Annotated in this window: 11 protein-coding genes; 6 read left to right on the top strand and 5 right to left on the bottom strand. The window is 40.2% G+C overall.

The window, feature by feature from the left end; translation table 11 throughout:
• Positions 1–117 precede the first annotated feature (117 nt).
• Complete coding sequence (locus tag L4C37_RS16940; RefSeq protein ID WP_429769269.1) at positions 118–1,839, top strand: RluA family pseudouridine synthase; 1,722 nt, start codon at positions 118–120, stop codon at positions 1,837–1,839.
• 198 nt (positions 1,840–2,037) lie between these two features.
• On the opposite strand, the gene L4C37_RS16935 is transcribed toward L4C37_RS16940, so the two are convergent.
• Positions 2,038–2,775: a MipA/OmpV family protein gene (locus L4C37_RS16935; RefSeq protein WP_429769257.1), complete on the bottom strand. Its 738-nt coding sequence runs from the start codon at positions 2,773–2,775 to the stop codon at positions 2,038–2,040.
• 299 nt (positions 2,776–3,074) lie between these two features.
• Between L4C37_RS16935 and L4C37_RS16930 the strand changes: the two genes are divergently transcribed.
• Positions 3,075–3,590 (top strand): MerR family transcriptional regulator, encoded by a 516-nt coding sequence (locus tag L4C37_RS16930; protein ID WP_429769256.1) that lies wholly within the window; start codon positions 3,075–3,077, stop codon positions 3,588–3,590.
• 85 nt (positions 3,591–3,675) lie between these two features.
• Here the strand turns inward: L4C37_RS16930 and L4C37_RS16925 are convergent, their stop codons facing one another.
• From L4C37_RS16925 to L4C37_RS16910, 4 genes are all read right to left on the bottom strand, one after another.
• The gene (locus L4C37_RS16925; protein WP_429769255.1) at positions 3,676–3,966 is read right to left on the bottom strand and encodes a YkgJ family cysteine cluster protein; all 291 of its coding nucleotides are present in this window, start codon (positions 3,964–3,966) and stop codon (positions 3,676–3,678) included.
• Positions 3,967–4,063: 97 nt separating this feature from the next.
• Positions 4,064–4,474 (bottom strand): VOC family protein, encoded by a 411-nt coding sequence (locus L4C37_RS16920; RefSeq protein WP_429769254.1) that lies wholly within the window; start codon positions 4,472–4,474, stop codon positions 4,064–4,066.
• A 136-nt stretch (positions 4,475–4,610) separates the two neighbouring features.
• Positions 4,611–6,191, bottom strand: a complete 1,581-nt coding sequence (locus tag L4C37_RS16915) for a BCCT family transporter (RefSeq protein ID WP_137375278.1) — start codon at positions 6,189–6,191, stop codon at positions 4,611–4,613.
• A 548-nt stretch (positions 6,192–6,739) separates the two neighbouring features.
• Entirely contained in the window at positions 6,740–8,653 is a 1,914-nt protein-coding gene (locus tag L4C37_RS16910) for a methyl-accepting chemotaxis protein (RefSeq protein WP_429769253.1), read from the bottom strand.
• A gap of 322 nt (positions 8,654–8,975) precedes the next feature.
• Here L4C37_RS16910 and L4C37_RS16905 point away from each other — a divergent pair, with 322 nt between their 5' ends.
• The 4 genes from L4C37_RS16905 (at position 8,976) to L4C37_RS16890 (ending at position 14,501) form a co-directional block, all read left to right on the top strand.
• Positions 8,976–9,308 carry a PBPRA1643 family SWIM/SEC-C metal-binding motif protein gene (locus tag L4C37_RS16905; protein WP_429769252.1) on the top strand — a complete coding sequence of 111 codons (333 nt, stop codon included), beginning with the start codon at positions 8,976–8,978 and terminating at the stop codon, positions 9,306–9,308.
• A 320-nt stretch (positions 9,309–9,628) separates the two neighbouring features.
• On the top strand, positions 9,629–11,368 hold the full coding sequence (locus L4C37_RS16900) for a sensor domain-containing diguanylate cyclase (RefSeq protein WP_429769251.1): 1,740 nt from the start codon (positions 9,629–9,631) through the stop codon (positions 11,366–11,368).
• Between the two features lie 550 nt (positions 11,369–11,918).
• The gene (locus L4C37_RS16895) at positions 11,919–13,139 is read left to right on the top strand and encodes a cyclic di-GMP phosphodiesterase (RefSeq protein ID WP_273296125.1); all 1,221 of its coding nucleotides are present in this window, start codon (positions 11,919–11,921) and stop codon (positions 13,137–13,139) included.
• Positions 13,140–13,313: 174 nt separating this feature from the next.
• Positions 13,314–14,501 carry a chemotaxis protein gene (locus L4C37_RS16890; RefSeq protein ID WP_429769250.1) on the top strand — a complete coding sequence of 396 codons (1,188 nt, stop codon included), beginning with the start codon at positions 13,314–13,316 and terminating at the stop codon, positions 14,499–14,501.
• Positions 14,502–14,636: the final 135 nt, after the last annotated feature.

Here is a 14,636-nt window from a genome sequence, read left to right as displayed (position 1 = left end):
CCGATTAATAACAGAAGCCAATTATCATGAACCTAGATTTTTGGCTTCTCATTCCTTTCAAATTCGTCAACAATACTGCTCTAGCTAACTTCGCGATTTGAGTTATTTTTAATGTCGATGCCTAAACCAATGAACTGCTTTATTCCTCTGCCTTTAAGCAGTCACTTCACGTTGCCCAAGCGTTTCACTTTTCCTTATTACTATACCCCCCACCCTATTGCCGATATTGCAGCATCTCTGTTGCAGGACCGTCTTACTGCGATCAGCGTAGATGACAGTGCTATTGGTAATTTATACGCTGTGTTAGTTGTTCGTAATACACAAGGTGAATTAGGTTATCTCTCTGCGTTTTCAGGGTTAGATTTACAGCCTCAGCTAAGTGACCTATTAAATGACATACCATTTGTTCCTGCCATTTTTGATGCAATAAAGTTTCAACAAGAACATCAACGTCATTTTGAAAGCTTGGTGAAGTTAACGGAACAAATCGATAACCTAGAGAAGCAGGGGCTTCTTGCACAGCTCGTCGACCAACTGAAAGCAACCCAAGTTCAAGCTGAACTCGCATTAAAACAAAAACAGCAGCAAATATCTGAAAGTAAAACCCTTAGAAAAGCGACTCGAAAACAGGCTGAGCAGGACCTCTCAGAACCAGAACTTGCCGATCTCATTAGACAATTAGGCATTCAAAGTAGCCAAGAGAAGCGTGAATTAAAATCGCTAAAAACGCAGCTTAACGATCAAATCGAGCATGCTAAAACTCAGTTAGAAGATCAAAAACTTGCTATCAGCTCTATTGAGGAGGCAAGAGAGAAATTGGAGCAATCATTAGAGCATGCTCGATTAGCAAACTACCAGTTCCATAATCAAGATGGTCATATAAAGTCCCTCGATAAGTTACTCAGTAGGCAAATACTAGATGAGCAATCACCTAATGAACGATCACTTAACGGACAAACTGCTATTCCTGGCACCGGAGACTGCTGTTTCCCCAAATTACTAAATTACGCCTTTCAACATAACCTCACACCAGTTGCATTAACTGAGTTTTGGTGGGGTACACCACCGCAGGCGGAAGTGAGACAGCACAAAAACCTGTACCCTGTGTGCCAAAGTAAGTGCTTTGAAATACTGGAACATATGCTTGAAGGAGTAGAGTTGGATGAAAACCCACTTATAGTGACGCCATCCGTAGGGAAAACCTTTGATATCATCTATGAAGATACAGATTTTATTGTCGTCAATAAACCCGAGGAATTCCTTTCAGTGCCGGGTAAGTTTATTGAAGATTCTATCTATACTCGCGTTAAAGCTCTTTACCCAAAAGCAACGGGACCTTTGATTGTTCATAGGCTAGATATGTCAACTTCAGGCTTACTTGTATTGGCTCTGACTGCTGAAGCAAATAAACATATACAGAAGCAGTTTATCGACCGCACGGTAGAAAAGCGTTACACCGCTCTTATTGATGGGTTAATTGAAAATGATTCTGGCACGATTAATTTACCTCTGCGCGGTGATATGACAGACAGACCAAGACAACTCGTTTGCCACCAGCACGGACGCACCGCGGAAACAAAATGGGAAGTGGTTGCTAGAAATAATGCAACAAACACATCAATGCCTCCAACAACAAAAGTGCACCTTTACCCGAAAACGGGGCGAACCCACCAATTGCGAGTCCATTGCGCCCATGTAAATGGCTTAGGTCTGCCGATTACTGGCGATGATTTGTATGGTTTTAAGCGTGATCGCTTATATCTGCATGCTGGATATTTAAAGTTTACCCACCCATCAACGGGTGAAGCGATGGAATTTGAAGTAGCCGCGAAGTTCTAATCACTTTTTCGTTTTGAGCTATGAGCCATAAGCCATAAGCCATAAGCCATAAGCCATAAGCCATAAGCCATAAGCCATAAAGGGCAGTTTACTTCTTATCAGTAAACTGCCCTTCCATCTTTTATATCAGCGGGAGCCAGCTAAATCGCACGACTCATGTCTCGTGCAACCAACTCATTCAACACATATACTCCGGAGTTAATCCGTAAACTTATAAGCCACGCCTAAGCTCATTGCCCAACCAAGATCACGCTGAACTAAAGGGCTGTCAGAATCATGCGACTCTAGCTCAAACTTAGCTAATGCAAGCCATTTAGGTGCAAAGGTATAAATCCCAATCAAACCACCTTGATACACCCATGAAGAACCTGAATTATGAGCACTGAGCCCAGAAGCGGCAGATTCCGCCGCAGAGATGTTATACAAGTGCTGAGATAGCTTTTTATCACGGTAATCCACTTCAACATAAGGTGTTAAAGTCAAATTTTGGATTGGTGTATCGAAGCTTCTACCTAGATGCGCTTGCACTTCATAACCATCATGCACACTAGAGACATCATGTAAAAATGTGATTCTTGCGCCAACCGTACCAACGGTAAATCCAAGTTCCCCGCTGCCATCTCTATCTTGTATTCCTGTCGGGATATCTTCAAAATCATCAGACACCTCTGCAAACCGCCACTGTCCAGAAATGCCCACATAAGGCAACACTGATACATTCACTAAGCTGCCATCTACAAAGCCATACTTACCGTTGTAAAAAAGATTGGGCTCAGGGCTAATGCTCGCTTCATCTTCAGCAGAAAAAACAGACTCACCATATGAACCACTTAGCCCGATAAATCCATAATCGTAATATTGCTCATCAGCTACAACCATGAAAGGTGTAATAGCTAAACCTAGTAAGCTACATTTCAGTTTGTTTGCTCTATTCATGTTGATGTTCCTTCGTCGACTATTCTCTATATGAACCGATAACAAAGAAAAAAATTACACAACAAGATTAGATATTTTGTTCAATCTTTGATTAATATAGGCTTTAGTATCCTATTTATTTGCTAACTTGCTTATTTTTATGAAAGTTTCATTCTGCTTCGCTCAACTTCGCCAGTTCAAAATTTTCATCATTCAAAGAAGCACCACTACCGATTAGTGATAATCAGTAAGCATTTTTCCATTTCTAGTATCATCGCTTATAACTAGCATCTACTTATAAATATATTAATAAGGTTAATATGCTCACTGTGACGCAACTTGCTAAAAAGCATCAAGTTTCTCGAACAACCATTTTGTATTATGAAAAAGCTGGGCTGCTGACACCATCATATCGTTCTGAAAATGGCTACCGCTGGTATGGCGATAAAGAGTCACAAATTCTTGATTCCATAATTGCTTACCGATCTTTTGGTGTGCCTATCAATGATATCGCTCCCCTACTCACAAGTAAGGATGAAAAAACTCAGGAATCCATACTGCAAGAGCAATTTCAATCTCTTGAACAAGAAGTGCAGCGGCTCAGACAACAACAAAAAGCCATTGTGATGTTATTAGGGCAGCCAGAATTAGCTAAGCATACGAGCGTAACGAAAGAACGTTGGGTTCAGATAATGAGATCTTCGGGAATGAATGAAGAAGACATGGCAAATTGGCATAAACAATTTGAACGAATGGAACCCGATGCTCACCAAGAGTTTTTAGAATCTTTAGGGATAGCAAGCAACGAGATAAAACAGATTAGAGGACTAGACTAAGTAGAATTCAATCAAGCCGAGTAGAACAACGTTAGAGTATGATACGTTGGCTATGAAATGCTTAAACGAACTCTAAAAAGCTCGATTACATATTCTCAGTACGTTCAACAACGCACTCATAGGAACCCATTTCGAATTCTCGACAAATCCAAGGGCGGTTTTCGTAAATAGTACACATTAATGTTTCACGATCTAATGCCGAGCACCAACCATCATCAAGTCGAAGCATGGTTTCCCCGCCCCACTCATCAAATGCGATGTGTTCTTCCGGTACACCTGTATCAGTAATGATCATCACTTCTAAACGACAACAGCAAGCTTGGCAGTTTCCACAAGTCACTTCAGGTTCGGTAATATTCTTAACTTCTATGCTCATATTAAACTACATAATACTCAATTGCCTTATAGTAGTCGAAAGCGGTTCAGACTGCTATCTGTAGATGATTAACTTCACCGAAACGGTATGCACAAACCTAATTTGATCTATTCAGCTGAAGCAGGTCCCACTTATTACCATACAAATCTTGAAACACGACTACCGTTCCGTATTCTTCTACTCTTGGCTCTTCATTGAAAATGACACCTTTAGATTTCATGTCATTGTAGTCTCGCCAAAAATCATTGGTTTGCAAGAATAAGAACACTCGCCCACCAGTTTGATTACCAACTGCAGCATTTTGCTCATCAGTACTCGCTTGAGCCAATAACAAGTTTGTTCCATTACCGTTCGGTGGTGAAACTTGCACCCAACGTTTTCCGCCACCTAAGTCAGTATCTTCCACTAATTCAAACTGAAGCTTTTTAGTATAAAAAGCGATAGCGTCATCATAGCTATCGACGACTAAAGTGATGTTTCCAATTTGCTGTTTAATAGAGCTTGTCATGGTTTCTCCCATTAAAAAACCACCAAATGAAGAGTGATAATACACATTTCGTGTACATCATTTCCATTCAGTGGTTAAGTTTTTAGCTCGGCCGAAATATCACTAATTTTTAGCTTATTTCATGAACAGGGCTAACTTAAGCTGTTGCTACCTGTCGTTGAGCTTGTGCTTTTGCCATCTTAACTGCCGCTATAGGACCTGTTAATAAGGTCACTGCGATAATCAAAGAAACAGGCACAGCTGTAATTACGATGAATGATTGTAATGCATTTAAGCCACCATCACCGGCTACTAAAAGCACACCCGCTACACAGCCCATAATCACAGCCCAGAAAAGACGTTGCTTGCGATCTGGTTCGTTATCACCAGATACCACCATAGCAATAGAATACGCCATTGAGTCACCCGTTGTTACAACGAAGGTTGTTGTAAGTACTAGAAACGCAGGAAGTAAAATTTCGCTAAAAGGCAGTTGCTGTAATGAAGCCAGTAATACTGCGGGCAAACCACCATCAGCAAGTGCGCCAGAGATGATTCCAGGGGATTCAAGCTCTAAGAATATGCCGGTTCCGCCAAGCACTGAGAACCAAAAGTTCGTTACTATTGGAGCGCCAACCGCTACTGCTAAAATCAGCTCGCGGATAGTTCGACCTTCAGAGATACGTGCAATAAAAATTGCCATCATTGGAGCAAAGCCGATGAACCAACCCCAGAAGAACCAAGTCCACCACAAGTTCCAACCGGCATTACTGCTCGTTACACTCATGTTAGGCATATCTTGTAGGTAGCTTGCGAAAGCTAAACCAAATTGTTCAAAGATAAAAGTAGTCGGACCCAGAATCAAAATCGCAACAAGCAATGCAAATGCACCAATCACGTTTAGACGACTTAACCACTGTAGACCTTTATCCATGCCTGACGCTGCTGAAATTGCACAAATAGAAACCACTACCGCCAAAATCATGAGCTGCGAGTTCATATCATTCTTCAGCCCGGTCAGCACTTCTAAACTGTATCCCATTTGAGAAGCTAAGAAGCCAATTGGTCCGATAGTACCTGCCGCGACTGCAATAATTGAACATGCATCAATCATTGCCCCTAGCCAGTGATTTTCTAAACGATCACCAACCAATGGGAATAACAACGCTCTTGGGCGTAGCTTAATGCCATGGTTATGGTGTGCATACATTAAAACGATAGTCGCCAACGTACCCAAAACAGACCAAGCTAGAAAACCCCAGTGTAAAAAGCTTTGGCTGAGAGCGGGTACTACGGCCTCTGCCGTTGAACCTGCAACATCACCAAAGCTAGGCGAAGGAGTAATAAAGTGGTAAATAGGTTCGGCAGCTGACCAGAACACGCCACCACCAGCAAGTAAGGTACACATTATCATCGCTAGCCAGCGAAAAGTGCCAATGGTTGGTTTTGATTGGGTTCCCATACGGGTTTTGCCATAACGGGAGGCTGCGACACAAAGTGCCACGGCAAAATTAGCCACCATCAACCACTGCCAAAAGTATCCGAACTGTTCAGCGGCAATTGAAAATAAGCTTTGAATTAGGGTCGTAAAACGAGGAAGATCAATGATCGCCGCAAGCAAGAAAAGGCTAATAAAACCAATAGTCAGTGCTGGGACAAGTTTGATGTCTAGAAGACGGTTTGAAGCTTTGTTTTTTTCAGGTATTTCTTCGCCAATTTGGCATGCATCAGTTAGCATAAAACGCTCACGTAGTGTGTGAGGGGCGTCATAATATCAGCATCGATATTAATTTCCAGTAGAAAATATTATTTACCTATTAAGGATAATCCCCCCATCAAGACGACTTTATTATGCAAACGATATCTATGTATAAAAACCATCCAAATAGATGAAAAACCACCCAAGCTACTGTAAATAAACTTCCACTGTATTTATTCGTACTCTAAGTATTTTGAACTTCATTAGGTCAATCTCGCTACACTCCTTCTCCTTAAGCAATAGGCAATTTCATTGTTGAAATACTCTATTTTTAATCCCTCATATTTGAAAAACAAACTCAGTATAGAAGATGCAGAAAACCACAACTTGGCATGAGGTGTTCGTTAAAAAGTAGATTCAACGAGCCTGACTCACGCATTCATTTTTATTGACCGAATAAGATAACCAATTTCCTACAAACCATTAAAAGAAGGCCAGTGACCTAAGCCACTGACCAATTTAATTACTGGACGTTTTTCTTACTTAGAAATTTATTTGCTAAGTAATATAGGAGAATCGCATCGAAACTATTGCAGCTTAAATTGCTCTACAAGTACCGATAGCTGCTTGTTACTTTGCGTTAGATTCTGGGTACTTTCCATAGTTTGAGTACTATTATTGGTTAATTCATTCACCATACTTTGGATCGTTGCCATATTACGACTAACTTCATCAGTCACTGCGCTTTGCTCCTCAGCAGCCGTAGCTATTTCCAAGCCCAAATCATTGATATGGGTAATCGAACTAACCATGACATCTAAGCTAACATTCACATTCTTGGTCGCTTCTGCTGTTTGCTCACAACGTGATTTAGTTTCATCCATCGCTTTAACGACTGTTTTTGTCCCTTCGTTTAGATCAGCAAGCATGTTATTAATTTCAGACGTACTGTGCTGAGTTCTTGCCGCTAGAGCTCGAACTTCATCCGCAACAACGGCAAAACCTCTTCCTTGCTCTCCAGCTCGTGCAGCTTCTATCGCAGCATTAAGCGCTAATAAATTCGTTTGGTCAGCGATTTCACCAATAACACTCAAAACTGAGCTAATTTTTTGCGAATCTTGGTTCATTGATTGAATGCTAGCAGCCATTGTCTCAACTTCTGTGATTAAATCAGCCACACTTGTCACTGAGTTCGCCACAACAAGTTTAGATTGCGCCGCTTCATCATTTGTCGATTGAGTGAACCCAGCCGTCTGAGAAGCACTTTGAGCAACACTTTCAGCCGTTGAATTCATTTCATTAATCGCGGTCACTACCTGAGTCGTTTCCATTACATGCGATGATAATACTTGGTCATTACTCAAAGTCTGATTTGTTAACTGCTCAATATTATTAGAAATCTGTTTCGAAGATTTAGAAACATCTAACATCATTACTTGCAAATTCCCGATAAAGGTATTCACAGCCTGCGCTATCTCCCCTAAATCATCATTAGTATTTACCTCTAATCGACGAGTCAGATCACCATTACCTTTAGACAGATCCACCACTGTACTTTTCAACGCTAAGATTGGTCGGTAAGTAATATTAAAAATAATAAAAAACAGCAAAAACGAGCTAACAAGTAATAGCGCCGAGGTATACAACGACTCTTCTAAAGCAGCATCTACTCCTGCGTATGCCACTGACTTATCAACCCCAACCATCAAATGCCAGCCGTTGTTTTCATCTACATTGATAGTTTTAAAGAATGCGACCTTCTCAACACCATTCAGGCTATAGTCAGCCTTTCCTGATGGCTGAGACAACAGAATATCCGTAAGCGGGCGTAAGCTGTCGAAATCGTATAATTTAGTCTCGCCCGGCACATCCACTTCACCATTAGATGCAATCGTCAAACTCGTGTCATCGTAGATACCCATGAAGGCACCAGGGAAAGGGGCTTTTTGAACCAAATCAGCAAGCAAGTCCAGCTCTATATCCGCCAGTAGTACACCTTTTAATTGACCTGCAGAATAGAAAGGTTCAGCAATGCTTACTAATAACTTTTTAGTTAGGGCATCTTGATAAATACCCGTCACAATCATTCCTCTTTTTTGCTTAGCTAACTGGTACCAACCTCGTTCACGAGGGTCATATGTCGCTAAATCACGCTTACCACTTGCGTTGCTGTACGCCCTACCATCTTCAAAACCTACAAAAATATCAGTCGCTAATGATGTATTAGCGATGGGTCTTAGCATCGACAATATTGTTTCGTCATTGTGTTGATTCGCAAAATCAGGTGCATTAGCTGTTAATCCTGATTTAATCGTATTCAACCAAGTTTCAATAGTGTCACTCGTCGTTTCAATCTTAAGCATTGAATATTCATTGACTCGGTCATGAATCGATGTTGAAACCTGCTTATAAGATAGAACGTTAGACACCACTAATGAAGCTGCCAGTAAGAAGGTTACAGCAACAAAAAGCTTTCCCTTAAAACCACCTATAATATGCATACAATTTCTCTTTAATTTATAAAACTATGAATATCATCCCATCAATTCAATGCAACATGTATGAGGTTCATTATTTTTATGAATTAAATCACACTATTGGATAGAAATGATGCATGGGTGGTATCCGCTTAAATCCATTAATCTTGGTAACGTAAACCCACTTATTTAGCTTTAAACGATCTAAAAGAAGCTACGCTCAGGGTTTGAGTGTTAACCGATGGAAGGAAACGAGCACATTATTACAAGCATGTCTTTATCAATTACAATAGATGCGTATAATCCCCCGCTCTTATTACGCCGTTCTATTCTTAGCGAGACCAATATGTCCAAACTGTTTTTTAAAGGCCGAATTGAAACTAGGCAAAATCACGTACTTGCAGGTTATAACGTGAACCGAGATGTGAAAGCCGGAACAGACAAAGCACCAATTTCAATTACTGTGCAATCTGAAGAACGTAAATCTGAACTTGAGCTGTTGGTTTCTGAGCATTCTGTTATCGCAGAAATTACGGTTGACGCAGATCAGGAAGAAAACACACTTGAGCTTGATATTCTTCTGAATAAACCAAAAACAACTACGTTTGAAAAAATGCCAAACCGAAACGACCCATGCAACTGTGGGAGTGGTAAAAAATATAAGAAGTGCTGCGCTTAATTATTCAGAAGTACCGCCTCATTGGCGGTATTTTTTTGCTTTCACCTTTCTACCCTATCTCCGAGTTATTTACGCTCTTTCTCTTTATCAAATACCAACTTTCGCTGTCAGCGTCTAAATTTTGTCACGTGATTGAAACTCGGCACTTATTGAACCGAGTGCACATAAATTAAAAGCACCCCTCATGAAGTCATAATATTTCGTACAACATGTCTAAACTTTAATGAGGTAAGTGCAACCCAAATCACTACATATTAAAGGGTTAATCTGTTTTGGCTTTTACCTTTCGAAAAGTAAAGCAAGTTGTTTACGGAGAAACAATGAAAAAATCATTTGGTCAGTTTCAATATTTCCCTATCGCGGCACTGGCGATTTCTATGGTTGTGGGTGGGTATTTTTATAACCGCACATTGGATGACTGGTTAACAAAGATAGTCAGCGGTTACATGTTCAGCTTAGTGGATGATGTGGCGTACCAAATGCAGCAAGACCACCTAGATCTATATGATATGGAGGTCATTGAGATCGATGAATATCTAAGTTCTTTATCCCAAGCCAATTTTGGGCGTCGCTTCACCGTCATCCATAGCTCAGGAAAAGTTCTTGGCGACTCACAGCTTAACTTCCGTGAGCTTTCCGAGCTTGATGACCACAGTCAAAGGCATGAGGTTATGGCTGCCCTTGTTGGTGAGTCCGGATTATCAAAACGTTATAGTCCAACGTTGAATCAAGAGCTTTTATACGTAGCTAAGAAAATTGATTTCCATATGGATGCTCATGACCATGACTCCATCTATGTTTTGCGCCTTGCCATGCCAATGACAACTCTCTATGCCATGGCTAAAGATCTTCAATACATAGTTGCAGCTTTGATGGGCTGCTCCCTCATTGTTCTTATGTTTTCGTCTTGGTACAGCAATCGAAAAGTGTTTCTCATAGTCAATAAAGAGCGAGATAAACAAGAAGATAGAATAAGAAAAAGTACTCAAGAAATTGAACTGCTCCACAGGTTAGCCAATATGCTCGCAGCGTGTAATAACGTGAGTGAGGCGCAAACTGTGGTCGCTGATATCATTCCTCGTATACTAGGTAATATTAATGGCTGTGTTTCAATTATGCGTGAATCGCGTAACCAACTAGAAGTGAAACTAGATTGGGGAGGTTCTTGGCCGGCAAACTTAACTTATGCACCACATGACTGCTGGGCTTTACGTAAAGGTAAGCACCATTTATCTCATGATGATCACCACCACCTACCTTGTAACCACATGAGTCAGTGCGAAGATTCAGGTGTCACACTTTGTCTACCTTTAACAGCTCACGGTAATACTGTTGGCATGTTCCATTTATATTTTGGACATCAAACAGAATCTATCAATGAAGAAACCAAACAACTGGCATTCACCATTGCCGAACACCTAGGTTTAGCGCTTGCAAACTTAAGCTTACAAGAAAAACTGCGTTCTCAAGCGCTAAGCGATCCTTTAACAGGATTATTTAATCGCCGTTATTTTGAAGAAGCAATTGAGACTGAATGGAATAAATCGAGCCAGCTAAACCAACCTCTTTCATTATTAATGCTCGACTTAGATCACTTCAAACGCTTCAACGATAATTTTGGTCATGATGCTGGTGATTATGTTCTAAAAGAAGTGTCTAACCTTCTAAAACGAGTGATTGGTGAAAACCATGTTGCCTGTCGCTTAGGAGGCGAAGAGCTCGCGGTACTTAGCCCAGATTGTGACAATAAAGAATCTATGGAACTTGCCAACCTGATTGTTAAATCAATTCGTGAACTGCACTTAGATATGAAGGGGTTATCTTTAGGTCAGCTTGGTGTATCCATTGGAGTAACCACTTATCCAGACTTAAACGCTTCAACGCAGGATTTAGTTAAAGCAGCTGACACGGCTTTATACCAAGCTAAAGATAATGGACGTAGCCAAGCTATACATACCTGCTACAAGCCTGAAAAGTTGGAGAATCAATCAGCACAACTAGAACCCGTCGCAGAAGTTTTTGACTCTAAAGAGCCTTCTGTTACTAAAGTAACTATTTGACTCCGAAAATGTGGAACCTATCAAAACGAATAAAGTTTAGATCTTAAGTCTTACAATTTGACGGTGTATCGCTTTACCTGAGATACATCGTCTTTTTTACCAAACCACCTAAGCGTAATAGAATCTTTTCTGATGGCTTTATCCTCTATCATCACTTCCCCTGCTATCTAAAAAGCTATTTAAAAATAGTCACTATACAATTTGGTTTTAGGCTACGGCTAGCAGCTAAGAATCAGCTCTTTCTATGTTTCAATTGATTAAATAAATGTTGATTAATAGTGTCTTTTCTTGAAGATTCACAGCCTAAAATGGTTATTTCTCACGGAAACGAATCCTAGGTCTATACTTATGTAACAAGCACCTATGCTCTAAACACTAGTTTTGGTGACGAGAATAAAAGGTTATAATCAATATATCTGTCAGTAATATTATAGTTATTAATCACCTGGCTCATCGCCTCGCATTAATAGCGGTGTGACATTCCTATTTGGTGACTTTAATCTCCGAATTAAGTTAATATTTTGTAGTCTTAGTATGGTCAACCAATAATATGCATAAGCACTCACCTGAAAGCTCTATTAAAGTTCAAATATCTGAAATTTCGATTGGGATGTTTGTTACAGGTATAGAAAATAATACCCGCATCAACTTAACGAATGCAGGACGTGTATCAAGCGAAGCTGGCATTCAAAGCTTATTGAAAAATAATATAAAGTTTGTGTGGGTCGATGAAGGTCTATCAGACAGCAAAATTGATTTTTCTACACTGACCACTATCGCCACAGAAGATAGCCAGCCAGCTAAACCTATTGCAGAATCGACTCAAAGCTTGCGAAACAGACGAAAAAACAATGTCAAAGGAACAACTGCCGCTCGTTCGTTGGTAGAAGAAGCTAAAGGCATTGCCAGTAAAGTCATAAACAAAGCTTTTGATGGTCAAGCATTTAGTGTGGATGAATTTGACGCTTGGGCTGATGACCTTATTAGCTTCACACTAACGGATAAAGACGCGATTCGCTTGGTGTCTGCACTTCGTTCAAAAGATGAATACTTGCTTGAACACTCTGTTAGCGTTTCGACATTACTTGTCACTTTTGCACGCTACTTAGGCTATTCAGAAGCCGAACTGAAGCAGTTTGCAATTGGCGGTATTATTCATGATATCGGTAAAGTAAAAGTCGACGACAAAGTTCTACACAAACCAGCTAAATTAACAGCTGAAGAGTTTGAGCATATGAAAATGCATCAAACCTATGCTTTAGATTTAATCAAAAATATCAAGGGGCTTTCGGTTATTAGCCGAGATGTGTGCTTGATGCATCATGAAAAATTGGATGGCAATGGCTACCCTAAAGGCTTAGCTGGCGATCAACTTCCGGTACATGGTCGTATGAGTTCAATTGTCGATATATTCGATGCACTAACGGCTGATCGAGTGTACAAAAAAAGTATGAGCCCTCAAGAAGCTTTCAAGATTCTTCTTGGGATGACTCCTAATCACCTAGATAGCAACCTCGTTTACCAATTTATTAACTGTTTAGGCGTGTACCCAGTAGCGTCACTTGTAGAGCTCAGTAATGGGCGAGCAGCAATAGTCTGGGAATCTAACCAAAAACACAGTAAAAAACCCATTGTGAAAAGCTTCTATTCAATTAAACATAAGCATTTCACAGAAATTGAATTCAAAGATCTCGCGAAAAGTGACTTAACGATCGTAAGGGCGATATCTCCATCTGAATTCGATTTTGATATTAATGACTTCATTCATTAGTTAACTGAAATGAAGCAAACAACCCCAAATAGGTTGTTTGCTTTCGAATACTTCATAAAGCTAGCTATCTTTCATAAATAAAAGCCTTCATAACGCATTTAACCATCAACTTTTGACACTCCTCTGACTATCCATCCTTACAATCCGGGCGATTTTATTTCATTCGAGGTTGTTATGTTTCGTTGTCTCTCCCATAGAATGGTATTCGTACTATTCTCTATTGCTCTAAGTGGTTGTTCCTTATTAGAAATCAAGCTTGATAGTCAAACTACACCTTTAACTGAACAACAGCTCAACGCCCGAATTATGACTCGTGAATACACAAAGTCTTTTTTCACTCAAGTTGAGAATGCAGCGGATCAAACCGCACAGTTATATTCAGGTTCTGACACCCTTCATCAATCTTATGTTCTGTTATGGAAAATACATTCTGAACAAGGCTTACAAGCTGCGGCGTACCAAACTTCCCCCATTGCAGCATTAATTGATACTTGGGTATTTGCAGCACAGATGGAACGCTTCTATGTAGCGGGTTCTGGAAAAGATTTGTTTAAAAGTGAGGATATAAAAGAAGCCTCTATATCCCTTAGTAAACAAGCTAAATCATTGGCTAAATCCATATTGACAAGTAATGACTTCAAGCTGAGTGCGACATTTGTCGAACAGTTTGTAGAAGACAATCCATTTAGAGACATTTCATTTAAGCGCGTACCAGCTTACCGTGATTGGTTAGCTTACACAGGTAAAAGCGAAACCGATGCTGTTCAAACTTTGGGAACAATGCCTGAAGCGATGGGGGATGCATCTGACCGTTTAAGCCTAATGGCAGAGCAAACACCTAAGTTGATCTCATGGAAGGCAGAACTCGTTGCTCTTAATAGCAGCATTACAGGTGAAGACTTGTCACTAACGTTAGCTAATTTACGCGATACATCTTCATCGCTTCAAGATTTCATTGAAAACAATCCTGAATATATGCAGAACCTAGCCGAGATCATGTCGGCTGAAATGCAGCCATTAATCAATGATTTGAGTGTTAAAACGGACCAAAAATTAGACAAGCTAACTTTGGAGCGTATTGCATTAGAGGAAATGGTGACTCGTGAACGCGAAGCTCTGATTAAAATGATTGCAAGTGAGCGGATAGAAATTGCAGATATTGTTTCAAAAGAACGAGCGCAATTTACTCAAGATTTGGATCGCGTCTCTCAAGATGTCGTTGTACTTGCCATTGATAAATTAATGGATCTGATCAGAGGCGTGCTCATTTACTTTATCTTGTTCATTATTATCGTTTTCTTTGCTCCTTTAGGTATTGGGTACTGGCTAGGTAAACGAGCTACTGTCAAACAACCCATTTAAAGGCAGAGCTTAACGCATGGAGTGAATGTTCATGTATGGGATGCTCAGATTAATCTAATGAGCACCCCATAAGTTAGAACCGCAATAACTAAATTATCGACTCTCTTCTAAGATCTTAATGGAGAAACACACTTC

The sequence above is a fragment of the Vibrio kagoshimensis genome (assembly GCF_050337535.1).
In the GTDB taxonomy this organism is placed as follows: domain Bacteria; phylum Pseudomonadota; class Gammaproteobacteria; order Enterobacterales; family Vibrionaceae; genus Vibrio; species Vibrio gallaecicus.
Note: the sequence above shows the minus strand (reverse complement) of the source record. Positions and strands in the feature narration are given on the sequence as shown.

Coding starts and splice junctions, on each gene's coding strand:
- L4C37_RS16940 (WP_429769269.1), top strand. CDS start 118: ATGCCTAAACCAATGAACTGCTTTATTCCTCTGCCTTTAAGCAGTCAC.
- L4C37_RS16935 (WP_429769257.1), bottom strand. CDS start 2,775: ATGAATAGAGCAAACAAACTGAAATGTAGCTTACTAGGTTTAGCTATT.
- L4C37_RS16930 (WP_429769256.1), top strand. CDS start 3,075: ATGCTCACTGTGACGCAACTTGCTAAAAAGCATCAAGTTTCTCGAACA.
- L4C37_RS16925 (WP_429769255.1), bottom strand. CDS start 3,966: ATGAGCATAGAAGTTAAGAATATTACCGAACCTGAAGTGACTTGTGGA.
- L4C37_RS16920 (WP_429769254.1), bottom strand. CDS start 4,474: ATGACAAGCTCTATTAAACAGCAAATTGGAAACATCACTTTAGTCGTC.
- L4C37_RS16915 (WP_137375278.1), bottom strand. CDS start 6,191: ATGCTAACTGATGCATGCCAAATTGGCGAAGAAATACCTGAAAAAAAC.
- L4C37_RS16910 (WP_429769253.1), bottom strand. CDS start 8,653: ATGCATATTATAGGTGGTTTTAAGGGAAAGCTTTTTGTTGCTGTAACC.
- L4C37_RS16905 (WP_429769252.1), top strand. CDS start 8,976: ATGTCCAAACTGTTTTTTAAAGGCCGAATTGAAACTAGGCAAAATCAC.
- L4C37_RS16900 (WP_429769251.1), top strand. CDS start 9,629: ATGAAAAAATCATTTGGTCAGTTTCAATATTTCCCTATCGCGGCACTG.
- L4C37_RS16895 (WP_273296125.1), top strand. CDS start 11,919: ATGCATAAGCACTCACCTGAAAGCTCTATTAAAGTTCAAATATCTGAA.
- L4C37_RS16890 (WP_429769250.1), top strand. CDS start 13,314: ATGTTTCGTTGTCTCTCCCATAGAATGGTATTCGTACTATTCTCTATT.